Annotated in this window: 29 protein-coding genes and 1 pseudogene; 6 read left to right on the forward strand and 24 right to left on the reverse strand. The window is 39.1% G+C overall.

Annotated elements, in window-relative coordinates; all coding sequences use genetic code 11:
* Window positions 1-107: 107 nt before the first annotated feature.
* From J7E66_RS18895 to yugI, 4 genes are all read right to left on the reverse strand, one after another.
* Window positions 108-1,271, reverse strand: coding sequence for an iron-containing alcohol dehydrogenase (locus tag J7E66_RS18895; RefSeq protein ID WP_215002650.1), 1,164 nt, complete (start codon window positions 1,269-1,271; stop codon window positions 108-110).
* 118 nt (window positions 1,272-1,389) lie between these two features.
* A complete protein-coding gene (locus tag J7E66_RS18900; RefSeq protein WP_215002652.1) occupies window positions 1,390-2,673 on the reverse strand; it encodes a Glu/Leu/Phe/Val family dehydrogenase in 1,284 nt (427 codons plus the stop codon).
* A gap of 25 nt (window positions 2,674-2,698) precedes the next feature.
* On the reverse strand, window positions 2,699-3,898 hold the full coding sequence (locus J7E66_RS18905) for an ornithine--oxo-acid transaminase (RefSeq protein WP_215002654.1): 1,200 nt from the start codon (window positions 3,896-3,898) through the stop codon (window positions 2,699-2,701).
* Window positions 3,899-4,092: 194 nt separating this feature from the next.
* Window positions 4,093-4,500, reverse strand: coding sequence for a S1 domain-containing post-transcriptional regulator GSP13 (gene yugI, locus J7E66_RS18910; RefSeq protein WP_215002656.1), 408 nt, complete (start codon window positions 4,498-4,500; stop codon window positions 4,093-4,095).
* Between the two features lie 137 nt (window positions 4,501-4,637).
* On the opposite strand from yugI, the pseudogene J7E66_RS18915 reads away from it, so the two are divergent.
* Window positions 4,638-4,904: pseudogene (locus tag J7E66_RS18915) on the forward strand (helix-turn-helix domain-containing protein); the annotation flags it as partial.
* Between the two features lie 184 nt (window positions 4,905-5,088).
* On the opposite strand, the gene J7E66_RS18920 reads toward J7E66_RS18915, so the two are convergent.
* The 7 genes from J7E66_RS18920 to J7E66_RS18950 all read right to left on the reverse strand — a co-directional run bounded on the left by J7E66_RS18920 (window position 5,089) and on the right by J7E66_RS18950 (window position 9,660).
* Window positions 5,089-5,352 (reverse strand): DUF1871 family protein, encoded by a 264-nt coding sequence (locus J7E66_RS18920; protein WP_215002660.1) that lies wholly within the window; start codon window positions 5,350-5,352, stop codon window positions 5,089-5,091.
* A 55-nt stretch (window positions 5,353-5,407) separates the two neighbouring features.
* Window positions 5,408-5,785 (reverse strand): PH domain-containing protein, encoded by a 378-nt coding sequence (locus tag J7E66_RS18925; protein ID WP_088089458.1) that lies wholly within the window; start codon window positions 5,783-5,785, stop codon window positions 5,408-5,410.
* A gap of 173 nt (window positions 5,786-5,958) precedes the next feature.
* Window positions 5,959-7,155, reverse strand: coding sequence for an alanyl-tRNA editing protein (locus J7E66_RS18930; RefSeq protein WP_215002662.1), 1,197 nt, complete (start codon window positions 7,153-7,155; stop codon window positions 5,959-5,961).
* Between the two features lie 140 nt (window positions 7,156-7,295).
* Complete coding sequence (locus J7E66_RS18935) at window positions 7,296-7,817, reverse strand: polyadenylate binding domain-containing protein (protein WP_215002664.1); 522 nt, start codon at window positions 7,815-7,817, stop codon at window positions 7,296-7,298.
* Window positions 7,818-7,970: 153 nt separating this feature from the next.
* Window positions 7,971-8,519, reverse strand: a complete 549-nt coding sequence (locus tag J7E66_RS18940) for a superoxide dismutase family protein (protein WP_215002666.1) — start codon at window positions 8,517-8,519, stop codon at window positions 7,971-7,973.
* A 95-nt stretch (window positions 8,520-8,614) separates the two neighbouring features.
* The gene (locus tag J7E66_RS18945; protein ID WP_215002668.1) at window positions 8,615-8,824 is read right to left on the reverse strand and encodes a hypothetical protein; all 210 of its coding nucleotides are present in this window, start codon (window positions 8,822-8,824) and stop codon (window positions 8,615-8,617) included.
* Window positions 8,825-8,919: 95 nt separating this feature from the next.
* Window positions 8,920-9,660: a peptidylprolyl isomerase gene (locus J7E66_RS18950; protein WP_215002670.1), complete on the reverse strand. Its 741-nt coding sequence runs from the start codon at window positions 9,658-9,660 to the stop codon at window positions 8,920-8,922.
* Window positions 9,661-9,771: 111 nt separating this feature from the next.
* Here J7E66_RS18950 and kapB point away from each other — a divergent pair, with 111 nt between their 5' ends.
* A complete protein-coding gene (gene kapB, locus J7E66_RS18955; RefSeq protein WP_215002671.1) occupies window positions 9,772-10,152 on the forward strand; it encodes a kinase-associated lipoprotein KapB in 381 nt (126 codons plus the stop codon).
* 39 nt (window positions 10,153-10,191) lie between these two features.
* On the opposite strand, the gene kapD is transcribed toward kapB, so the two are convergent.
* The 9 genes from kapD to J7E66_RS19000 all read right to left on the reverse strand — a co-directional run bounded on the left by kapD (window position 10,192) and on the right by J7E66_RS19000 (window position 16,976).
* Complete coding sequence (kapD, locus tag J7E66_RS18960) at window positions 10,192-10,815, reverse strand: 3'-5' exonuclease KapD (RefSeq protein WP_088089465.1); 624 nt, start codon at window positions 10,813-10,815, stop codon at window positions 10,192-10,194.
* Window positions 10,816-11,007: 192 nt separating this feature from the next.
* Entirely contained in the window at window positions 11,008-11,391 is a 384-nt protein-coding gene (locus tag J7E66_RS18965; protein WP_215002673.1) for a hotdog fold thioesterase, read from the reverse strand.
* A gap of 126 nt (window positions 11,392-11,517) precedes the next feature.
* The gene (locus J7E66_RS18970) at window positions 11,518-11,781 is read right to left on the reverse strand and encodes a hypothetical protein (RefSeq protein WP_215002675.1); all 264 of its coding nucleotides are present in this window, start codon (window positions 11,779-11,781) and stop codon (window positions 11,518-11,520) included.
* A 215-nt stretch (window positions 11,782-11,996) separates the two neighbouring features.
* Window positions 11,997-13,505 carry a leucyl aminopeptidase gene (locus tag J7E66_RS18975; RefSeq protein ID WP_215002677.1) on the reverse strand — a complete coding sequence of 503 codons (1,509 nt, stop codon included), beginning with the start codon at window positions 13,503-13,505 and terminating at the stop codon, window positions 11,997-11,999.
* 111 nt (window positions 13,506-13,616) lie between these two features.
* Window positions 13,617-14,225 (reverse strand): 3D domain-containing protein, encoded by a 609-nt coding sequence (locus tag J7E66_RS18980; RefSeq protein ID WP_215002679.1) that lies wholly within the window; start codon window positions 14,223-14,225, stop codon window positions 13,617-13,619.
* A gap of 175 nt (window positions 14,226-14,400) precedes the next feature.
* Window positions 14,401-14,724, reverse strand: coding sequence for a YuiB family protein (locus J7E66_RS18985; protein ID WP_214714945.1), 324 nt, complete (start codon window positions 14,722-14,724; stop codon window positions 14,401-14,403).
* A 176-nt stretch (window positions 14,725-14,900) separates the two neighbouring features.
* Window positions 14,901-15,026 carry a YuiA family protein gene (locus J7E66_RS18990; RefSeq protein WP_215002681.1) on the reverse strand — a complete coding sequence of 42 codons (126 nt, stop codon included), beginning with the start codon at window positions 15,024-15,026 and terminating at the stop codon, window positions 14,901-14,903.
* A gap of 156 nt (window positions 15,027-15,182) precedes the next feature.
* On the reverse strand, window positions 15,183-15,674 hold the full coding sequence (locus J7E66_RS18995) for an NUDIX domain-containing protein (protein ID WP_308162546.1): 492 nt from the start codon (window positions 15,672-15,674) through the stop codon (window positions 15,183-15,185).
* A gap of 84 nt (window positions 15,675-15,758) precedes the next feature.
* Entirely contained in the window at window positions 15,759-16,976 is a 1,218-nt protein-coding gene (locus J7E66_RS19000) for an NAD(P)/FAD-dependent oxidoreductase (RefSeq protein ID WP_215002685.1), read from the reverse strand.
* A gap of 467 nt (window positions 16,977-17,443) precedes the next feature.
* Between J7E66_RS19000 and J7E66_RS19005 the strand changes: the two genes are divergently transcribed.
* Window positions 17,444-18,442 carry an NAD(P)/FAD-dependent oxidoreductase gene (locus J7E66_RS19005; protein ID WP_215002687.1) on the forward strand — a complete coding sequence of 333 codons (999 nt, stop codon included), beginning with the start codon at window positions 17,444-17,446 and terminating at the stop codon, window positions 18,440-18,442.
* 45 nt (window positions 18,443-18,487) lie between these two features.
* Here the strand turns inward: J7E66_RS19005 and J7E66_RS19010 are convergent, their stop codons facing one another.
* Entirely contained in the window at window positions 18,488-18,853 is a 366-nt protein-coding gene (locus J7E66_RS19010) for a HesB/IscA family protein (RefSeq protein WP_215002689.1), read from the reverse strand.
* 165 nt (window positions 18,854-19,018) lie between these two features.
* Window positions 19,019-19,258 carry a YuzB family protein gene (locus tag J7E66_RS19015; RefSeq protein ID WP_088089474.1) on the reverse strand — a complete coding sequence of 80 codons (240 nt, stop codon included), beginning with the start codon at window positions 19,256-19,258 and terminating at the stop codon, window positions 19,019-19,021.
* Between the two features lie 225 nt (window positions 19,259-19,483).
* On the opposite strand from J7E66_RS19015, the gene J7E66_RS19020 reads away from it, so the two are divergent.
* The gene (locus tag J7E66_RS19020; RefSeq protein ID WP_215002691.1) at window positions 19,484-20,551 is read left to right on the forward strand and encodes an NAD(P)/FAD-dependent oxidoreductase; all 1,068 of its coding nucleotides are present in this window, start codon (window positions 19,484-19,486) and stop codon (window positions 20,549-20,551) included.
* A 42-nt stretch (window positions 20,552-20,593) separates the two neighbouring features.
* Here the strand turns inward: J7E66_RS19020 and J7E66_RS19025 are convergent, their stop codons facing one another.
* Window positions 20,594-20,920, reverse strand: a complete 327-nt coding sequence (locus J7E66_RS19025; protein WP_215002741.1) for a YuzD family protein — start codon at window positions 20,918-20,920, stop codon at window positions 20,594-20,596.
* A 135-nt stretch (window positions 20,921-21,055) separates the two neighbouring features.
* On the opposite strand from J7E66_RS19025, the gene J7E66_RS19030 reads away from it, so the two are divergent.
* Window positions 21,056-21,313 (forward strand): NifU family protein, encoded by a 258-nt coding sequence (locus tag J7E66_RS19030; RefSeq protein WP_246869831.1) that lies wholly within the window; start codon window positions 21,056-21,058, stop codon window positions 21,311-21,313.
* Between the two features lie 67 nt (window positions 21,314-21,380).
* Here the strand turns inward: J7E66_RS19030 and yutH are convergent, their stop codons facing one another.
* Window positions 21,381-22,391 carry a spore coat putative kinase YutH gene (gene yutH / locus J7E66_RS19035; protein ID WP_215002693.1) on the reverse strand — a complete coding sequence of 337 codons (1,011 nt, stop codon included), beginning with the start codon at window positions 22,389-22,391 and terminating at the stop codon, window positions 21,381-21,383.
* Between the two features lie 197 nt (window positions 22,392-22,588).
* Between yutH and J7E66_RS19040 the strand changes: the two genes are divergently transcribed.
* Window positions 22,589-23,101: a phosphatidylglycerophosphatase A family protein gene (locus J7E66_RS19040; protein ID WP_215002695.1), complete on the forward strand. Its 513-nt coding sequence runs from the start codon at window positions 22,589-22,591 to the stop codon at window positions 23,099-23,101.
* Window positions 23,102-23,245: the final 144 nt, after the last annotated feature.

The raw sequence follows: 23,245 nt of genomic DNA on the forward strand, positions 1-23,245 counted from the left end.
AAATTTATTTTTCACTAACCACTTTATCGAATGATGAGATGATTATCAAGGAAGGTCACTCCATGTAAGCGCACCCAATTTCGACAAATTTCTTCACAATCGATATATTATAGTGATGCACGATAAATAGCCAATACATCCTCACGGTTTAACTTAGTAAAGTTTCCAAATTCTCCGTTTTCCATCGCTCTGTCCGCCATTAACTCAAGCTTCGAATCGTCAATGTCATAATCGGCTAACCGTGAAGGTGCTTCGATGCTATTCCAGAATTCACGTAACTTTTGAATGCCTTCAAGCCCTGCCTCTTCGGCACTCCTGCCTTCAGGATTAATCCCAAATACCCGAACAGCAAGCTGCTTAAAACGTTCCGGCTTCACCGCTAAATTATGGCGCATCCAGTGCGGGAATAGGATGGCAAGACCCCCACCATGTGGGATATCATAGACTGCTGATACAGCGTGTTCAAGATTGTGAGTAGCCCAATCGCCGCGATATCCCATATTCAAGATGCCATTGAGAGCCATTGTACCGCAATAAAGGATTGTTGCCCGGTGTTGATAATTTTCTAGGTCTGAGAGCAATTTTGGCGCGGTTTCCATAACAGTAATAAGCAGTGATTCACACATGCGATCTTGAAAGTCTGTATTTTCTTCTAAGTGAAAATAGTGTTCAAGGACATGTGACATCATATCGACCATTCCATATATCGTTTGATTCCTAGGAACCGTAAATGTATTAACTGGGTCTAATATCGAGAATTTAGGGTAAGTTACTGGACTTCCCCAGCCATATTTTTCATTTGTTTCCCAATTAGTAATGACGGAACCTGGATTCATTTCTGAGCCTGTTGCCGCAAGTGTTAAGACGGTTCCAAAAGGGAGTGCATCTTCTGCAAGCGCCTTTTTAACGACTAAATCCCAGGCATCTCCATCATGCTTCGCTCCCGCTGCAATTAGTTTTGTACAATCAATGACACTGCCTCCGCCAACAGCCAGCAAGAATTCAATCCCCTCTTGTTTACAAATTTCTACCCCTTTTCGTGCGGTAGTTATCCGTGGATTCGGTTCCACTCCCGGGAGTTCAAAAACCTCAGCACCGATTTCAGCTAATAGGCTAATAACATTTTCATACAAGCCACTTCGTTTGATACTGCCGCCGCCATAGACGAGTAAAACTTTTTTACCATAACGAGGTACTTCTGTTTTTAATTGTTCCAACTCACCTTTTCCAAAAATTAATTTGGTTGGATTCAAAAATGTAAAATTTTCCAAAATAAAACACCATCCTTTACCTTTTCCATTATTAGTTATTATGGTTCAATTTGCAAAAAAAACTAGCTAAGATCTAGACAAAAAAATCCTTGCATATTGAATAATGCAAGGATTTTTTTTATACCCATCCTCTAAACAGGGAGGCCTCCGCCATTTTTCTTACACCAACCATATATGCGGCTAATCGCATATTGACGTTGCTAGTTTGCGAAAGATGATAAATATCATGAAACGATTTAATAAGCTTGGTACGTAATTTAACCTCCACCTCATCTTCATTCCAATATAACCCCTGCTTATTTTGAACCCATTCAAAATAGGAGACTGTAACTCCTCCAGCACCTGCCAAAACATCTGGAACGAGCAGAATCCCTCGTTCTGTAAGAATATTCGTTGCCTCCAGCGTCGTCGGTCCATTTGCCGCTTCTACGACAATTCCTGCTTTGATGTTAGAGGCATTTTCAGCTGTAATCTGATTTGAAATCGCTGCAGGGACCAACACATCACATTCCTGCTCTAGTAATTCTTTGTTGGTAATTGTCCCCTCAAAAAGCGAAGTCACCGTACCAAAGCTGTCCCGGCGGTCCAAGAGATAATTAATATTTAGACCATCCGGGTTATAGAGGGCACCATAAACATCGGATATACCCACCACGATTGCTCCCGCATCATGCATAAATTTAGCGATATAGCTGCCAGCATTCCCAAATCCTTGGACAATCACACGGGCTCCTTTTACCTTCATTCCGCGTTTTTTGGCCGCTTCTTCAATACAAATGGTTACTCCCTTTGCCCCAGCCTTCTCCCGCCCTTCAGAACCTCCAAGTACAAGTGGCTTGCCTGTAATAAAACCGGAAGAGCCAAATTGGCGAAGACGGCTGTATTCATCCATCATCCAGGCCATAATCTGAGAATTTGTATACATATCGGGTGCCGGAATATCCTTTGTAGGTCCGACAATTTGACTGATTGCACGCACATAACCTCTGCTTAATCGCTCAAGCTCACCGAATGACATCGTTCGGGGGTTACAAAGAATGGCTCCTTTTCCCCCTCCAAAAGGCAAGTCAGCAATTCCGCATTTTAAACTCATCCACATCGATAATGCTTTTACCTCATTAGCAGTCACTTGAGGATGAAAGCGGACACCACCCATGGTCGGTCCAACCGCATCATTATGCTGTGCCCTAAACCCGCTAAAAATTTTTGTAGAACCATCATCCATCCGAACAGGAATTCTGACATCCGACATTCTTAACGGTTCTTTTAATAATTCGTACATTTCTTCGTTATAGCCTATTTTTTTTAATGCATCATGAATAACAATCTGTGTTGATGTGAGTAGGTTCAATTTCTCTATATCCTTTTCATCTCCACTACTCGTTACATCATAAATCCCCATTTTGGCACCCCTAATTAGTAGTCCATTATCCTAGAACGTTGTTTATCCTTTCTATCGCCCAATCCAATTCCTCTTTACTGATAACCAGCGGCGGCGCAAAACGAATCACCGTATCATGTGTCTCCTTACAGAGTAGACCTTGGTCCTTTAATTGTTCACAATATTTGCGGGCAGGTGCCGTTAGTTCAACACCAATAAATAAGCCGCGGCCACGAACATCTTTGATTAACGGATTTTTAATTTCTTTTAATTTACTGAGAAAATAATCACCAAGTTCAAGGGATTTTTCAGCAAGTTTTTCATCCGTTAGCACATCAAGTGCAGCAATTGAAACCGCACATGCCATCGGATTTCCACCAAAGGTAGAACCGTGCGATCCTGGATTAAAAACACCCAAAATATCTTTATTAGCAACTACACACGAAATAGGGAACACGCCGCCGCCAAGTGCTTTACCGAGGATATACATGTCAGGTTCGATCCCTTCCCACTCGCAGGCGAACATTTTACCTGTTCGGGCCAAACCAGCTTGAATTTCGTCAGCAATAAACAGAATATTATTTTCCTTACATAAATCAAAGGCCGCCTTCATAAAGCCTTCAGGCGGAATGACAATCCCAGCTTCACCTTGAATGGGTTCAATTAAAAACGCTGCAGTATTAGGCGTAATCGCAGCTTTTAATGCCTCCAAATCACCATAAGGAATAAGTTTGATTCCTGGCAGCATTGGTCCAAATCCGCGTTTATATTCATCATCAGATGATAAGGAGACTGCCGTCATGGTCCTGCCATGAAAGTTTCCAATACATGCAATAATTTCTGCTTGGTTCTCTGCCACACCTTTAACATCATAGCTCCAACGTCGCGCCGTTTTCACAGCCGTTTCCACTGCTTCCGCCCCTGTGTTCATTGGCAGCACCATTTCTTTATTCGTTAATTGACAAACTTTTTCATACCATGGGCCCAGCTGGTCATTATGAAAAGCACGAGAAGTTAATGTAACCTTATCTGCTTGATCCTTTAACGCTTGAATAATTCGTGGGTGACGATGCCCTTGGTTTACCGCAGAATAAGCACTAAGCATGTCCATATATTTATTCCCTTCAGGATCTTCTACCCAAACACCCTCTGCACGAGTGATGACAATTGGCAATGGATGATAGTTATTCGCACCGTATTTCTCTGTTTTTGCGATTAATTCATTCGAATTAACGTTTGTTGTCATAATGAATTTCCTCCATTTCAAAGCTGGGATATGTATATATAGTTCTATTGTAGCCGAGCTTGAAAAAAGAATGAACACTTCATCCAAACTTTTATTTATGAAAAAGGCTATATTTTTGCATAATTTTTGTGCATAAAAAAAAGGCCTAGTCCACTGCTAAAATCATAGCATTTGGACTAGGCTTTTTTTAAAATTTATTTTTTAATTAAATCTTCACGTTGAGACTGGTCAATCCATTCTTGAAGCTTATCTTTTAATGTGTTAAAGCCTTGTTGACCTTCCACTTCTGGAATAATCGCAGCTGCTTGGCGTTTACGAGGCTTCTTTGCTTTTGGAGCAGCCTGCTGTTGAACAGGTGCCTCTTCAGTAGCACGGATGGAAAGACCAATCTTGCCTGCACCTTCATCTACTGATAATACTTTAACCTTAATTTCATCGCCTACTTTAAGGTGTTCATTAATATCTTTCACGTAACCATGTGTAATTTCAGAAATATGCACAAGGCCTTGGGTATTATCGTCAAGCGCAACAAACGCTCCATATGGTTGAATTCCTGTAACTTTACCTGCTAATATACTTCCAGTTTCGATCTTTTCTGACATGAAAACACTCCTAAGTGATTAATTATTTTATCCATTATATATGCATTATAATATTATATCACAAAGAATGCCTTTAATCAAAAAATATTAAATATAAAAGGGCTCATTCAAAAATTTTAACATAATGTTCAAGTTGTGCAGGAGAAAGATATACCAAACGTGATACACTAATAATGAGGAAATCTATTTTTAAAGGAGAGGTGAACCAAATGAATACAATCGGCCAAACCATTAAAAATGCCCGCGAAATGCTCAACATGTCTCAAGAGGAGCTGGCACAAAAAATCAGAGTTGGATCACACACAATTGAGAAATACGAATCTGGCGAACAAATTCCAAGTACGCAGACACTGTTAAAGTTATCTACTGTTTTAGATCTCCCAGCTACAGAGTTATTAAAACAATAACATATTCAACCATTTTTTTGATGCAATGATCCTTATGGTAAAATAATCCGTTTTTTCTTTCCACGACGGTATAAAAAAAGGGAATATTGGAAAACCTTTATATCATAAGGCTTTCTAGTATTCCCCCCTTTTTTGAAGTGGACATCCAATAATGGTATGTCCCTTTTTTTTTCCTAAATTGCTAAATGGAACAAGAATCATTTGCTTTAATAGCTAGTAATTCTTTTGCTACTTTCAGACATTTTTCCATTGGTATTACCTTTTCAAATGAAAATTCATAAATGCTTTGTATTTTTTTGGCCAACTCATCCGAGGCATCAAGTTCATGAATCGCTTGGATCGTATCAGCGATTTCTGTTTCATATCCTCCATTGGTCAATTGGAATGGGTCCCACTCATTTAATAGGTCAACATATTGCAAATTTATTTGAAGCTCTTTTCTCATATGCTTTACTCCTAATTTTTGCTTTTAAATAGTATACCATAATACACTGTTTCACTTACTTAAGAACATACTCAGCTAGAACACTTTGAAGCTCGTAGATGTTTAAGTTCTTGTTAAATTGTTTTTGTAATGGCAGGGCATTTCCAGAAATCCATATTTTCAGTTCCGCATCTAAATCAAAGTTTCCCGCAGTTTCAATGCTGAAATGTGTAATGCTTTTATAGGGAATGGAATGGTATTCAACCTTTTTACCCGTTAGCCCCTGTTTATCTACTAAAATCAAACGTTTATTGGTAAAAATAAACATGTCACGAATTAACTTGTACGCTTTATCAATACGCTCATTCGGTGAAAGCACTTTTCCAAATTCCCGCTGTACATCGGCGGCATTTACCTCTGATGCGTTACCCATCAATCCATCTAAAAACCCCACTAACTTCACCCTTTCAAACTAATAATTTACTTCAAGTCCATCCTTACCTTTGATTAAATGAGCACTTTTATATTGCCCTGGGATCAACCCTGTATACTTTTTAAATAGGGAGGTGTAATAGCTTTGATTGCATTGGGCCTCCTTGGAATGGAGGCCTATTTTGCGTTGCGTGACTATTGTGCTGTTTCCAATATATGCTGCAGCATTTGCTCCCCTGACATCAGGGCTTCACCGCCACCCTGGGCAAAGGAATCATTTCCACCGCCCTTTCCGTTTATAAGGGAAAGCGCCTTGGCGATTACTTTCTTCATACTTTCCGTTCCAGATGCCCCCCTCGCACAAACTAGCTGGAGCCGATTTTCAGTTTGTGAAACAAAGTAAACGATTGCTGTTTCATCTTCCGCAGTGATGATTCGGGCAAGCTTTTGCAGATCTTTAAGCGATCTGTTTTGAAATACTTCACTGACGAGTTTCTGCTCATTCGGATTACTATTTCCAAGTAAGTCTTGCGCCTCATAATGGAGAAGGTTTTCCTGAGTTTGTTCCAGGGCTTTTTCTAAGGTTTTATTATTTTCAAGGAGACGAAGGGCAGCTTGTTCCATTTCTTTTTCTGGTGCATTAAGAATCTTTGTTAATTCTAGCAGCACCTTTTGTTTTTGACCAAGTTGCTTAAGCACTCGGTTTCCACAAACAAATTGGACTCGAACTTTTTTCTTTTGCCTTTCCCAATCCAATACTTTTATTGCGCTAACCTCACCAGTTGCCTTTGGATGCGTGCCACCGCAGCCGTTATAATCAAAGTCTGGAATATTAACAAGGCGAATATCCTCTTTGACCTTGGTTTCTTTTCGTAGTGTAAATTGAGTCAACTCTTCTTCAGACACCCATTTAATCTCGATCGGCCTGTTTTCCAGGATGATCTGATTCGCAAGTTCTTCTGCTTTTTGAACTTGGTGCTGGGTTAGATTTTCTGTCTCTAAATCAATCGTGAGCAATTCCGCACCCAAATGGAAGCCGACGGTCTTGAACTCGAATAACTGGTCAAAGGCCGCAGATAAAATATGCTGTCCAGCGTGCTGCTGCATATGATCATAGCGTCGTTCCCAAGCAATGATACCAGATACTTCCTTCCCTATCCCTGGTAATGGCCCCACAAGATAATGCCGAATTTCCCCGTCGATTTCTTCAACATTTATTACGTTCTGATCAGCAAGGGTTCCTAAGTCGTGTGGCTGTCCGCCACCAGTTGGATAAAAGGCGGTCTGATTCAAAACCACGTACCAATTTCCAGTAGAGTCTTGCTCTTGTTTTAACACCAACGCTGTAAAGGCTTTTATATATGCGTCCTGATAATACAATTTATTCTCCATTTTTGTTGTGCACTCCTATGTATTTAACATTTATTTATAAACTCATTGTCGTGAAAAAAGGGAAATAAATCAAGGTATAAGAAAACTGTTCCCTCGGTTATGAAGGAACAGTTTTCTCTCACCATATTATTTCTTATTTGTTATTTCTTTTCTTTACGCTGCGTGGGTTTAGTTGGTGGTTTTTGTCCACTCTGCTGAGAGCCGCCCATGCCTTGAGAGAACCCAGTATGCTGTTGTCCGCCCATCAGTTGCGGTAATCCGCCCATGCCTTGAGGGGATCCTGTTTGTTGTCCTCCCATCATTTGCGGAAACCCTCCCATGCCTTGAGGGGATCCTGTTTGTTGTCCTCCCATCATTTGCGGGAACCCTCCCATGCCTTGAGGGGATCCGTGATGATATCCACCCATCATATGTGGATAGCCCGGTTGTTGGTATCCCCCCATTTGCGGGTAGCCAGGATGTTGGTATCCCCCCATTTGTGGATAGCCAGGTTGTTGGTATCCTCCCATTTGTGGATAGCCAGGTTGTTGGTATCCTCCCATTTGTGGATAGCCCATTTGTTGGTATCCTCCCATTTGTGGATAACCAGGTTGTTGGTATCCTCCCATTTGTTGGTAACCAGGTTGTCCCGGAAATCCTCCAAAGAATTGCCTTTTTTCCATTATTTTCGCCTCCTAAACTGTCTCCATGCTAGTGTATGTCCACTTTTAGGATAAGCTTAGATTACTACCTATTTAGAAGAAAATTTCTCAAAATAAAAACCTTCATGATGAAAAATAGACTATCACATTTCGGTGATAGCCATTAAAATTTTATTATTTCTCATCCTGAGCATTCTTTTGACCTTCTTTTTTATTTTTAGTAATTTCACCGCAAGCAATCCGTTTACCTGAATCTCCTGCAGGTGGTGTCATGCCATCATCTTTTCCTTCATCAACCACAATCGTGGTTCCTTCTTTTGTAAACAATGAAGTTTTTCCATCTTTTAAGGTAACATTGGGTGCCATTAAGTCTGCCTTAACTGACCCATCATCCTCGACGATTAAATTAGGAAGATCCCCTGCGTGGGCACCTTTAGGATGGAGAAGCCCATGTTCCTTATTCTCAGGATTAAAATGGTCCCCTGCAGATTTAAAATCTGGAGCCTCACATTTCCCGCTGTCATGAATATGAATGGCATGTTCCCCAGCTGGAAGGCCCTTTAAATCCACTGATAATTTCACACCACTAGCTTGCTCAGCTAACTTAACTTTACCAAGCGAATCTCCCACTGCATTATACATTTCCACATCAATCTTTCTAATTTCCTTTTCAGTACAACCTGTAAGAATGAGCAGTGGAATGATCAACCAGCTTTTCTTCATATGTATACCCCCACACTAGCCAATTTGCCCTTAGTATGGTCAATCACCCCCTCCTTTATCCAATGGAAGGATAAATGAAAAGGAACAGTTATTTGTTAACTGTTCCTTTGTGGTGGCTGCTGATTTTTTAATTGTTCTTCTAATTCTTTTGCTTTTTGGGCCTCCCGTTTGGAAACCACAATTATTAATCGCATCGTAAGAAAGGCTCCAATTAAAAAAATTGTAAACGTAATTGCAGCAGGAATATATTCTGATTTATCTTCTGGAAAGTATAAAAATAAAGAAAGTACCAATGGTTGAAACATTTTCCTTCTCCCTTTCTATCAAGGAACTGCTCTAAAAATTAATTATAGCAACAAAAAATGTTTCCTACCACTTTATCAATTCGATAATCATTTCTTTATTTTAAAACCTTAATCTTTTCAATGATAACGTCTTTTTTTGGTTTATCTTGGGCACCAACTGGAGTGTTGGCAATATTATCAACGATATCCATGCCATCAATCACCTGGCCAAAAACCGTATGACGATGATCCAGCCACGGTGTACCGCCGTTTTTAGTATAAGCTTCAATAATTTCTTTTGGATACCCAGCCTTTTCCATTTGTTCTTTCATTGCTGGATCAAGTGAAGAGCTTTGCACAATAAAAAACTGACTCCCATTAGTGTTGATACCCGAATTTGCCATGGATAAGGCACCGCGGAGATTATAAAGATTCTTTGAAAACTCATCTTCAAAAGGCTTCCCATAGATGCTCTCTCCGCCTGTTCCGTTCCCGTTCGGATCCCCGCCCTGAATCATAAAATCCTTTATGACCCTGTGAAAAATTAGTCCATCATAATAACCTTCTTCACTATGTTTTACAAAGTTTTCAACCGCTTTTGGTGCATGCTCAGGGAATAATTTGATTTTAATGGTTCCCATTGATGTTTCCATTTCAACAAGCTTTTCATCATCGGAAACCTCGGTTGAAAGTTGAGGAAAGCCTTCATTTGTCACTTGTTGGTCCCCTTCCTTCTGTTCCGTTTTTGGTGTCGTCGTTTTCGGTGTGGATTCTTCTTTCTTTGTGCTTGTCCCACATGCGGCCAATACTAAAACAATCGCCCATAATGTAAACAAGATTTGCAAATTCTTTCTCATATATCATTCCTCCATTTTTTTCACTTTAACCGAAATAATTTCCTCACAATGTTTTAAATTTACTATGTTTCATATTAAAATGAAAGAGGAAAAGCGAAAGGGGTGTTTGTTGTGTCAGAATTACAAATCGGTGAAATCGTAACAGCCATTTATAAAACAGGAAAATATATCGGAGAAATAACAGAAGTACGCCCACAGCATTATTTAGTAAGAATCCTCGCAGTACTTAAACATCCGATGCAAGGAGATTTACATAATCCGAAAGATGCTGATGTACTTATTTTTCATGAGAGAAAAGCGCTCAGCTATCGTGAGCAAGCGAATATTCCATACAAAATGGTTAAGGCCTTCGAAAATGAAGTTCCAGACTATATGGAGTCCTTAAAAGAGGCCGTAGCCATTATGAAAAAGGAACTGGCAGAGACATCTTCAGATTGGGCTGAGATGAGCTTAAAGGCATTAGAATCGCTAGAAAAAGATTATAAATTATAAAAATGCTAAAGGCCAAATCAGTTTGAATGATTTGGCCTTTTATGCGAATTCGCTTAATAACTTTGAGAAATCAATCCGATCACCAATTGTCGTTGGTTCTGGTTTTTCTAAATAACGTTTATCCTTTTCAACGAGCTTGAATATATTAAAGGTAGTCAACGCATCATCAAGTGCTCGGTGATGCCTGCCTGTCCCTTCTTTCCCATATTCCTGTACAGCTTTCCAGAGGCCAGTTTGATTTTGGTCACCAAAAAAGCGTTTATATTCCATGGAAAGATCTAATTCAGCTGCCTTGAGCGGAAAAGCAACCCCTGCCTTTAAGCAATTATGCCGAAGGACCTTCATATCCATATTTCCCCACGTAACAATGGTTGTTTCATAATTATGCTTATTGAACTCCTCCAATTTTTTTACAAGTTCAAAAATAGATAAACCCTTGTCTACTTGCTGCTGGGAAATATGTAAAAAGGATTTACAGCGTTCCGTAAGTTTTGGGAATTTAAGTGGAGTCACAAAGGAAGAAAACTGTTCCGTCACTTGGTCATCAACGACTGCAACTATTCCAACCTCGATAATTTCTGCATAAAAGTCCTTCATTCGTACATTTCGTTCAGGCATTGTAAACTCAAAATCGATAAACAAATATTGCCGCCTTGCTCTCATCAATTTCACCACCTTTACGTTTCTTCTTAATACATTATATAAAGAAACCTGTACAAAGAATTGTGCTTTTTTTCTATTTTTTTATTTCTTACATTATAACATGAAATTAAAGTTAATTTTTTAAATTTTTCATCAATATAAAAAAGAATGGGAATGACTCCATCCTTATATACAATCTTGGTATGTACGTTTTTATCTTTTTAACTTAATGACCGCCATCGTACATCTAGACACGCAAATAAGGCGATCTTGCTCGTCGGTAATTTTAATGTCCCATACCTGAGTCGATTTCCCTTGATGAAGGACAGTTCCTACCGCTGTAACAACCCCTTCCGTTTTGGGACGAACATGATTAGCGTTAATTTCTAAACCAGCTACGGCTTCGGTCTCTTTATTTACCAATTCATAAGCACCAACACTTGCAACCGTTTCGGCTAATGCAACAGATGCACCCCCATGGAGTAATCCGAATGGCTGTCGGGTTCGTTCATCAACGGGCATTGTTGCAATGACCTTACCTTCTTCTAAATGGGTAATTTCAATTCCAAGAGCTTTCAGTAATGTGTTTTCAATCATATTTATTCCTCCAATATGTAAAATGTTGTCTATATTAATCTATTCGCTTTATTTATTAATTTTCCTTTTTTGCAATTAATTCTTTTATAGAAAAAAACAGCCCCCACTAGAGCTGTTTCTCTTTCATTAATAGTAATACGGGGCTCCAAAACCAGGGGCTCCAAAACCAGGAACTCCAAAACCAGGGGCTCCAAAACCGGGAGCTCCAAAACCAGGATACCCATATCCAGGGTAACCGAATCCTCCGTAAAATGGACGTGCCGCAAATGAAGCACCTAGTCCGCCTCCTATTAAACCTCCTAAAAAGCTTAGCCCACCTATTGCCAAAGGCAATCCAAAACCTATAAACCTTTGATCTTGTACTGGGTAGTGACTTCGATAAGGGTACATATAACCATACCTCCTTTTGCTCTATACTTGCCTACACTATTTCATATGCGAAATAAAGGGGTTTGGAGTGGGCGAAAAAGATCACCAAAACGACATATTGGTTTTCTACGGCGAGGAGAAACGCAATCAATAGCAATATAGATAGATGTCATGGAAATCAGCAACGTAAAGTAAAAACTGTCCTCATGAGGCGGTCATGAGGACAGTTCAAGTGGTTATTTCTCGATTGGTTCAAAACGTTCTACAAATAAGGCAAGTGTACGGGTCATGACTCCTGTTGCCCCAGCTGGACCTAAATCATATGCCTTGGAAGAGGTTGCCGTCCCTGCGATATCTAAGTGTACCCACGGTGTTCCTTCGGCAAATTCACCGATAAACGCCCCAGCAACAAGCGCATGGCCTTCACTGCCTGGGGAATTATTTAAATCGGCGACTTTACTGTTTCTTACCCGCTCGATCTCCGTTTCAAATAATGGCAGCTGCCACATCTGCTCACCAGCTTCCACCGAAGCTTCTAACACCTGTTGATATAATTGTTCATGATTAGTCATTGCTCCAGTAGTATGGAGGCCAAGAGCTGTTATCACTCCACCGGTTAAAGTTGCCACATCTACCAGGTAATCTGTGCCATGATGCTTGGCATAGGTAACTGCATCAGCTAACACAAGGCGCCCTTCTGCATCGGTATTTAAAACCTCAATGGTTTTACCGCTCATCGAGGTAATGACGTCATCAGGTTTAAAGGCATGACCGTTAATCATATTATCTGTGGATGGAATGACCGCGACCACGTTTTGCTCTGGCTGGGTCTCGCCGATGATTTCCATTGCCCCTAGCACTGCTGCTGCTCCGCCCATGTCCGTTTTCATCCCAACAATTCCAGCTTTTGTTTTAATAGAGTAACCGCCTGTATCAAAGGTAATCCCTTTTCCGACGAGGCCGATGACATCTTTCCATTGGTCTTTTCCTTGATATTTCAGGACAATCATTTTTGGCGGCTCTGTGGACCCTTGGTTAACTGCAAGGAAGGCTCCCATACCGAGCTTTTCGATCTCTGCTTTATCTAAGATTTCCACTTCGAAATCATACCTTACAGCAAGGTCTTTGGCATAATTAGCCATATCTGTTGCTTTCAACATATTGCCTGGGAGGTTAACAAGTGTTCTCGCCGAATTCGTTGCTTTTCCAAACGCAAACCCTACAGTTAGTGATGCTTCGACTTCATCTTCCTCATATGTATCACAATAAATCGTCACATGCTCGAGTTTTTTCTCAGGCTCGTTCGATTTTTGTTTGTAGCCTTCAAATTGGTAAGTGGAAAGAGAAAGTGCTTCACTCAACGCATGTGAGGCATCTAAACCATTTACTTCCACTGCTGTAAAGGAATCTAAATAAACAGCGGTTTCCTCAATTTTACTCTTTTGTATTTCCTTAAAAAGCCTGCCAAACGCTTCTTTTAGTTTATCGAAGGTTAAATCCTTTTCTTTCCCTAGACCAACAAACCAAATTCGTTTTGCACCGATTTTACCAAAACTATGTACTTTACTGATACTTTTTAACTTGGCCGATAAATCACCCGATTTTACTAGGTTTGTAAGCTGGCCTTCGAACCGATAATCAAGACTTGTCAATAATCCTGAAAATTTTTCTGGTTTATCAAAAAGACCAATGATTAAACCCTCATGCTCAGTAGATAGGTCTATTTCCTTTTTAACATCAAACAAACTACTTCACCTCCATAATATTGTATTTTTATTATAACGAATAAACGTTTATTTCGACTAACTAATTATCTTGAAATTTATTAAAAGAAAAAACAGGCCAGCAGCCTGCTTCTATCGTTTCTCCGAGCTAATGTATTGCCCGCGAAAAACTTGCATTGATTTATCTTCATTTAATGATTTGAGTGTTTGCTCTGTCAGTTTCCCATTACCTTTTTCGACGACATAAATATCTAACTTCTTTTTCCCCCATTTATTATAAACATCATCTACCGTTTCATAATAAAGGTCTAGTTCATTCCCTTTAATAGCCCCGCCTTTATCAGCTACAACTCCATACCCGTATCCAGGGATAAAGAGAATCGTTCCAATCGGAAAAACAGATAAATCTGCTGCGATCGTTGAAAATAAATCACGTTTAACTTTTACTCCTGAGTAGGTAATCCCGTATTCAGGATGACCTTTACTCTTTCCTGTTGATTCTACTCCCGCAGTATAACCAGTGGCTGTAACAGTTAGCTTAGGATATTTTGACCAATCAATTTCGTCTTCTAAGGAACGTGAGGTTCCAGCAACGGTTTCAGTGGTTGAGATAACCGTTGCAAATTGCTTAATTAGCAACTCGGCATTTACTCCGGAAATAGATTGGAAGGTCGCTAATATTGCCATCAAGAAAAGACACACCATCGCAAAACGCCTAGTCCAATTTTTCATTTTATTCATAAAAATTTTCACTCCTCCCAAAATATTCATTCCCAAGCTAGAGGAAATTATTCAAAAAAGGAGGAGGAAAATTTTTAGAACTGATTTTTCAATTCCATAAATCCTTGTTCCCCAAAAAAGACCCTTACCTAGAGGTAAAAGTCTAAAATCATCTGGTATTCATTTATTAAAAGTCTTAAAACATTTGGTATCCATTTTTTCGTAAAAGCTTGATTGTAAAACCAGCTGCGACTGCACCAGCAAGCCCACTTATTAAGATAAGAATATCTGCAGTTGCTAGCGAAGTAAACCTGTGGCCCAACTCGTTGAAGGCCATTTTACTATTTGTAAAATATTCACTAAACCTTACTTTATCTACAATAAAAATTGCCACAATTGGATAAACTACTGCCATAACCCATGACATTCTTAGAAGCATATTTAAGATAAATCCAATTCCAAAAAATAAAACAAAGAATAATAAAATCGAAATGATTAAGACCACAATGCTCATTTGCATCCGAGATTCCCCCTTATACATCAACATTTAGTGTACTTAATGTCGAAAAGGGAGTCAATATAAACGAATTATTTTTGCAAGGCAATACTTTCCTTACGAAAAAAAAAAGCCCCTCGAAAGTCTCGAAGAAGCAGTTATGGCTCGTTATCCAACCGGTACAGAAAAGGTAAAAAGCCTTATTCTTTTTTCTTGCCTGTTCCATTACAGCACGTACAGGTTTCTGATCCGCCTAGTACTAGTTGAAAATATCCTTTTCCAGAGCAATAATCACAGGTTGTTGAATCCAAACTCTTAACTGTCATTGTCCATCATCTCCTTAAAAATTAACTTAATTTTCTGATAATATATCAAGGATTAGCTAAAATGGAAAGGTCAGAATTCGAGCGAATTACCCCAAGAAAACGGATACACATTAAGTATTCTTTCATTTACTAAGTGTTCCTTAAATTTTCTAAAAATTATAAAAATAATTTATAGGCTGTATACCCGAATTGATCGCCAGGGTTCAGGTCACTAATACCTGGCTTCGAAAAGGAAACATCATTTTTTATCAGGTAGTGGAGAATAATCGATGCGTCTTTCTCGAGCAGAAGTTCTTCTGGAGACATAAATCTCGCTTCAAAGAGTTCGTTTTCCTGGTGGATAACCTCACCCTCTTCTATCGGTTCAAGCAGGAAATGAAGTAAATTATCACTAATTTCGTCTTTAATAACACCGGTTCTCAATCCCATGAACCCCTTGACCTGACATTGAATACCGGTTTCTTCCTTGACTTCCCGAATGACTGCTTCATCCGCAGTTTCCCCCATCTCAACAAAGCCTGCTGGCAATGACCATTGTCCTTTTAAACCGCCATATCTTTTCTTCACGACAAGCCATTGTCCATCTTTAGACTTTACCACCCCAGCAACAGCCAACCAAACCTTCCCGCGTTTTTCACGATTGCTCACCCAAACTCCCCCTAACAAAGAATTCATTTGTTCAATCATATCAAAAAGGGACAGATTTCTCTGTCCCTTTCACATTAAAATATTTTAAAATACGTTAAATTTACCTTTTTTCAATACTAGGCCTGCGCCGCCAATCATGTATAAAGAGCGATTATCGACTACTTTTTTCATGAAGGATGCCTTGGCACCAGTTATTTTTTTACCAAAAACAACACCGATTGCATCATCTTCACCAAGGGAGCAAACAGTCCCTTTATTGTCAAACGTAAAAGTTTCTAACTCAGCTTTATTGCGAACTAGGGCCGCTATATTACGGGCACAAACTTCGCCTTGCTGCATAGCAATTTGAGCGGTCGGAGGATAAGGACGATTAATCTCCTCATTAATCATAAGGGAGCTGTCACCAATCATGAAGACATCCTCAAAGCCAGGAACACGAAGGTCCGGCTGAACCTTTACCCTGCCTCGCATGGCTTCGAAACCTGATTTTTCAACAATCGAGTTCCCGCGAATGCCAGCGGCCCAAACGACGGTACCAGCCTTAATCTCACGTGGTTCCTCATCACCTTTTGCTACAAAAATTCCTTCTTCCGTGCATTCCTTAATCGCTGTTCCAATTAAGAATTCGACACCTTTTCGTTCCAATTGTGAAACGGCGTAATTCACTAATTCTGGGTCAAAACCAGGGAGTACGGTTGGTGCAGCTTCAACACAAATAATTTTTACTTTATGGGAATCCACATCATACTCATGGCACAATTCCGGTATTCTGTTTGTTAATTCACCTAAGAACTCAATACCTGTAAATCCAGCACCACCAACAACAATAGACAAGCGATTGTCGTTCTTCTCTTCTTCCATATTGTAGGTGGCAAATTGGTATTCAATATGTTCGCGCAATTGACGTGAAGAATTTACATTAGAGATTCCAAATGCAAATTCTTTTAATCCTTTAATACCAAACGTTTCTGGCTCACCGCCAAGAGCAATAACAAGGTAGTCATAGTTGACTTCACCTTTTTCTAAAATAACCTTTTTTTCTTCTTTGTTTATTTCTACTACTGTATCTTGAACAAAATCCACTTTACTGCGATCAATCACATCACGTATATCATAACGGACACGATCATGATGTAACGTTCCTGCAGAAGCTTCATGGAGCCATGTGGTTTCATAATGATAGTCATTTTTATTCACTAATACAATATCCGCTTCATTAACGCCGATTAATTTTTGTAAGCGAACTGTTGTCATTAGTCCACCATAACCTGCACCGAGAATAACAATTTTAGGCTTTCTCAAAGTGATCACTTCCACCTTTTATTTTTTTTGAATAAAATCTCTTTTTCTTAGCTTCCACTGCTTTATCCATTTTTATTTTGAATAATAGAAAAATGTATGTGATATAATTCACGTATGAGTCTAAAAAAAACGAACTGCTTGGTCAGGATATCGATTTTCGCAGAGATTTATTACGCTAAGAAAGTAAATATTTTTTCCTGATTGTCATAAAAATGTGCTTTTTGTGACACAAAAATTTAACAATCTATCCTCAATACATCTTATGCTACTTTCACAGGATTATCAAGCAATTTTTATAAATTAATTAACTTTAAAAGATAAGGAATTGCATCGCCTGTTATCTTATAGTTCTAGTTTAAAATATTGTTTCTGTTGCGAATATTACCTTATATAATAATGTGAGAATTTTCTGTTTTATGATATTATAGTGTGTAGAGTTTCTAACTACAAGTTGGGGGGGATACGGAGTGCAAGAGAATCAAAAAGTTTATGACATTACAATCATCGGTGGAGGCCCTACCGGTTTATTTACCGCCTTTTACGGAGGAATGAGACAAGCATCTGTGAAGATCATCGAGAGCTTGCCACAGCTAGGCGGTCAATTATCAGCGCTTTATCCAGAAAAATATATTTATGATGTGGCAGGTTTTCCAAAAATCCGTGCACAAGAATTAATAAATAACTTAAAAGAACAGATGCGCAAATTCGAACCTACAGTTGCTCTTGAGCAATCTGTTGAAAAGTTAGAAAAACAAGAAGATGGCACGTTCAAATTAACAACAAATAAAGAAGTTCATTATTCAAAAACGATTATTATTACCGCCGGAAATGGTGCTTTCCAACCGCGTCGTTTAGAGCTAGAAAGCGCTGCTCAATATGAACGAAAAAATCTCTACTACTTTATTGAGGATCTAAATCAGTTTGCAGGCCAAAAAGTTGTTGTTTTTGGTGGCGGAGATTCTGCCGTTGACTGGGCACTAATGCTTGAGCCAATTGCTGAGAAAGTATCTATTGTTCACCGCAGAGATAAATTCCGTGCTCACGAACATAGTGTCGAAAACTTGTATAACTCAAAAGTAGATGTGAAGACACCTTATGTTCCTGCCGAACTTATTGGCGATGAAAGTGGAATTAAGCAGGTAGTTCTTGAAACGGTTAATGGTGAAGAGAAAGTTACACTCGATGTGGATGCTGTTATTTGTAACTATGGTTTTGTCTCATCCCTTGGACCCATTAAGGAATGGGGTCTAGACATCGAAAAGAATTCCATTGTTGTAAATTCGAAAATGGAAACCAATATACCTGGCATTTATGCTGCGGGCGATATTTGCACCTATGACGGAAAAGTGAAATTAATTGCTTGTGGCTTTGGTGAAGCACCAACCGCCGTTAATAATGCAAAAGCCTTCATTGATCCTAAAGCAAAAATCCAGCCTTTACACAGTTCATCAATGTTTAATAAATAAGGGAAAAAAGCGTCCCTCAGCGGACGCTTTTTCATGTTCAATATTTTAGCATTCTTCTGGTGTACCTGTTGTTGTAGCCGTTCTAAACGAAGAGCCACAGCCGCATGATGCAATGGCATTCGGATTTTCAATCGTAAAGCCGCCGCCCATCATTGATTCTTTAAAATCAATCTTCGTCCCTTGTAAAATAGCAGCACTCTCTTTATCGACCAGCACTTTTATCCCGAATTGTTCAAACGTGAGATCATCTTCGTTTACCGTATGCTCAAAGCCCATACCATAAGATAAACCGCTGCAGCCACCGCCTTTTACACTGACTCGTAACAGTGCACCTTCTTCTTCGTTATGCTTCATCATTTCTTTAATATGGAGCGAAGCTGCTTCTGTTAAAATAACCACTTCATTACTCATTGTATTCCCCTCCTTAAATGAGGCTTTTATTAAATTATATACACAGATTGTTAACTACTCAACTAATTGAATCCTTTTAACTAATATATGGAATAATAAAAAATAAGGGAGCGGCGTTGCTCCCTTATTTTATTCATACTGATGAACTTAGCGCTTCCGCTTTTCTTAAAACATTGGATTTTCTTCTAGATATTGATAAATGTTATCTACCAACTCATCGGCTGTTTTTCCCGTTACCACTTCGCCATTTACAAGAGCATATAGGGTAGTTGCACATTTCCCGCAATATCCAAGACATCCATATTCAATAATATCCAAGTTAGGATCTTTTTCTAATTTTTCAAGTGCTTTTTGTGCACCATTAGCAAGATTGCTAATACAAAATTCAATGATGGGTTGAATCATTGCCTTCACCTCTCCACAACTACTTATCCTACTCTATTTAATTTGCTTAGTCAATTACCATGTTTACCCTGCTGATGTCAAGAAAATCATGAATAATGTTGTTATTTCTACACATTTTAGATATACTCGTATTTGGTAAAGAAACGAAAGAATTATACTACTTTTTTTATTGCACTCAGCCAATTTTTTTAATATGAAAACCGGATATTCAAAGGGGAAATAATAATGAAAAACCTTGTAATTTTAGGTGGAGGATATGGTGGGATGAAAGTTTTAAACGAACTTTTCCCCAACCATTTACCAGAGGACGTAACGATTACTCTTGTGGACCGTGTACCCTACCACTGCTTAAAAACGGAATACTACGCTTTAGCCGCAGGAACCATTTCAGACAAAGAAGTCCGTGTTGCTTTTCCGGAACACCCTCAATTAGTTGTAAAATATGGTGAAGTAATCGCCGTTGATTCCGCGGGGAAAAGAGTCGTAATGAAAGATGCAGAACCCATCGCCTACGATGATTTAATTATCGGCCTTGGCTGTGAGGACAAGTACCATGATGTTCCCGGCGCAGATCAGTTCACTTACAGTATACAGAGTATCGAAAAGTCCCGCCTTACTTACTCCGTCTTAAACAATTTGGGACCTGGCTCAGTTGTCGGTATTGTGGGAGCCGGTCTTAGCGGTGTAGAGTTAGCAAGTGAATTAAGTGAAAGCCGTGAAGATCTAAACATTAAATTATTTGATCGAGGAAAACATATTCTTTCCTCTTTCCCAGAACGTTTAAGCAAATATGTTGAAAATTGGTTTGTGAAAAACAATGTTGAAATTATCAACGGTTCCAATATTACCAAGGTGGAAGAAAATGTATTATACAATCACGATCAGCCTATTCATTGCGATGTGATTGTCTGGACGGCAGGGATTCAAGCCAATAAAATTGTCCGCGATATGGACGGGGAAAAAGACGGAATGGGCAGACTAGTCCTTACCCCAATTCATCATTTACCAAATGATGAACATGTTTTTATACTCGGTGATTGTGCAAGTCTCCCCCATGCACCAAGTGCTCAATTAGCAGAGGGACAGGCTGAACAAATTGTTGAAGTCTTAAAGAGACGTTGGAAAGGTGAAGAACCTCCTGCTTCCTTCCCACAAATTAAATTAAAGGGGATCCTTGGTTCCCTGGGGAAAAAGCATGGTTTTGGGATGATGGCAGACCGCGCCATTACAGGACGCGTCGCCCGTATGCTTAAAACCGGTATACTCTGGATGTACAAATATCATAATGGCTGAATAAATAAGAAGCATTCCGATGTTATGGAATGCTTCTTCTCATTAAATTGCTTTATACCCATATTTTTCTAGTTCTGAAAAAATAGTTTTTAGGCGAGGGTTCCCTTCGCCAACGACTTTTTCTTTAATGACAACTACCGGGTAAAACATATCCTCTTCGACCACCTTTTTGGCAAAATCGAGTTGTTCATTCTCCCCTGTGGGCTGGTAAATATCAACATACGTCATTTTAAAAGGTTGATCCGGAAATTTCCTAGCTATAGCTGCCTCCAGCCATCCAAACGTTTCTTTTGAAGAAGGTAAATTTACACAACTTGGGCATAATTGTTCCGCTCCATAAACAACAATTTCTACTTCTTGACTATTCATCATATGATTCCTGCCTTTTCCTTTAAGATTGACTATCTTATTTATACTATACAAACAAAGAAAATGTCTTTAAATGTGTGTTTTCCTAATTTCTGATAATGGATTTTTAGCGCCGATGACATTATAATATAAACTATAGGAAGGGAGTCGATTCATTTGGCAGAACAAGAAATTTTTGAGCAAGTTCAAGAAGTATTAGATAAATTACGTCCATTTCTTCTTCGCGATGGCGGAGATTGTGAATTAGTAGATGTGGAAGAAGGCATTGTAAAACTTCGCCTGTTAGGTGCATGTGGAAGCTGCCCAAGTTCAACAATCACACTTAAGGCTGGTATTGAAAGAGCTCTTTTAGAAGAAGTTCCTGGTATTGTTGAAGTAGAGCAAGTATTTTAAATAATACTCAAAAAAAGCGATTGCCTACCGAGGCAATCGCTTTTTTCGTGATACCTGTAATTAATTATTAATAAAGCCATTCCAATAGCGGGAGTTTTAAAGTCTTAATGGGGGCATCCGTTAGTTGATAAAAACCAGCCAAAAACCGTTCATATTCGCCAGACTGCCGTAAAATTCTAGTTAACTTCTCCTCCAATACCTTTTTATCCTGTTCCGATGTCGTTATATAATAACTCTCGATGCATTCAAAGTAATGAAGCGGGAAAATTAAGCGCGAATATAGTAATCTCCATGTAAAAGGCGACAATGGTGAAATACTTTGGTACTCTTCAAAAAATCGTTTTAATTCCACATCATAGGTTTGAAAATTGTGAAGGTATCTTTCTCTTGTCCATTCAGCTAGGTCACGACTGCGATGGTCAAAAACCCAATCAAATGGGTTTTTAATCATATAATTATTGAGTGGCCCCCATGTTTTTTGGGTAAAACGTTCATGACAAACAGTGCCGCTATCTGTTTCCAATGGTTCATCATCGATTTCGGTATCCACTAAATATTGAATAGCATTCTCCGTTAACCCTAAATAATAGGGGAAAGAATCAATAAACATTCGTTGAAACTCATCTTCAGGTGTTTGAAAAAGCAATCCATTCCAAACCTTTTCCATTTGCTCAAGCCGCTTTTCCCATAATGACTTCCATTGGCCAATCCTGCTGGACCTCTCTATTTGAAAGGGAACCCTTCTCCCACGTTCATGAAATCTAGCCAATTTCCTCCCCAATTTTATTTTTCGCTGTGCTTCCGTTTGTCGATTGGCCAAGACACAATATTTATTTTCTTCCCATGTCGTAATTAGATGACCTTCTTTCGATTGCAAAAAGACCGGGACATTTTGATCGCCATAATTTCTTAAATGCTGCGATATTTTTTCAAGCTCGGCAAGATCCTCTTCTTCCTTACCAGTTGGTTTGGAGATTAAGTAGAGCCAGCCATTTCCTCTTAACGCATCGTAAGTATCTAATTTTACATATTCATCCACCGTAATGCCATATTGATTTTCCAGCATTTTCTGAAGCATTAAGGTCCCACCTCATTTCTTTCTCTTTTCTTACCTCATGTATATGTATTTAGCTTAAAAAACTTGTTTCTGAATAACGAAGAAAAATGATGGAGAATATAAGGTTTTATCCATGCTCTTTTTTAAGGTGAATTTGCATAAGTTAGAATAATAAAGTATATATTTAGTGAAAATCCATAGAAAAGGTGATCAGAGGAATGGCAGACGACAAAAACGTAAATCTAACCGAAGTAACTGCACGCAGATGGCTGAAAGAAAGAGGCGTTGAAGTACAGGACATCGCTGATTTAGTTTTCTTTTTACAGGAAAAGTATCACGAAAATTTAAAAATGGAAGATTGCTTAGCGAACGTGGAACGCGTTCTTTCAAAACGTGAGGTACAGAACGCAATTTTAACAGGAATACAGCTGGATATACTTGCTGAAAAAGGAATGCTTGAAGAGCCTCTTCAATCCATCATTGGAACAGATGAAAGCCTCTATGGTGTGGATGAAATTCTAGCCTTTTCCATTGTAAATGTATACGGTTCGATTGGTTTTACAAATTACGGTTACATCGATAAGTTAAAGCCAGGGATTTTAGCCCATTTAAATGATAAATCAACGGGAGAGTGCCATACCTTTTTAGATGATATTGTTGGTGCGATTGCAGCGGCCGCATCGAGCAGACTCGCACACCGGGTGGCCCGCGAGGAAAAAGAGAAAAAATAGGTAAAAAAAAGGATGGGGTTGCCCCATCCTCAGATTGTCGAGAAAGGGTATTTTTCTCGGCAATTTTTTATTCTCAGCATTTAATTATTCATTGTACCTGCTAATGGGCCTGTTGATTTGCGCGGAAGGCACGCAGACTCCTGC

Source organism: Bacillus sp. ISL-7 (assembly GCF_018613065.1).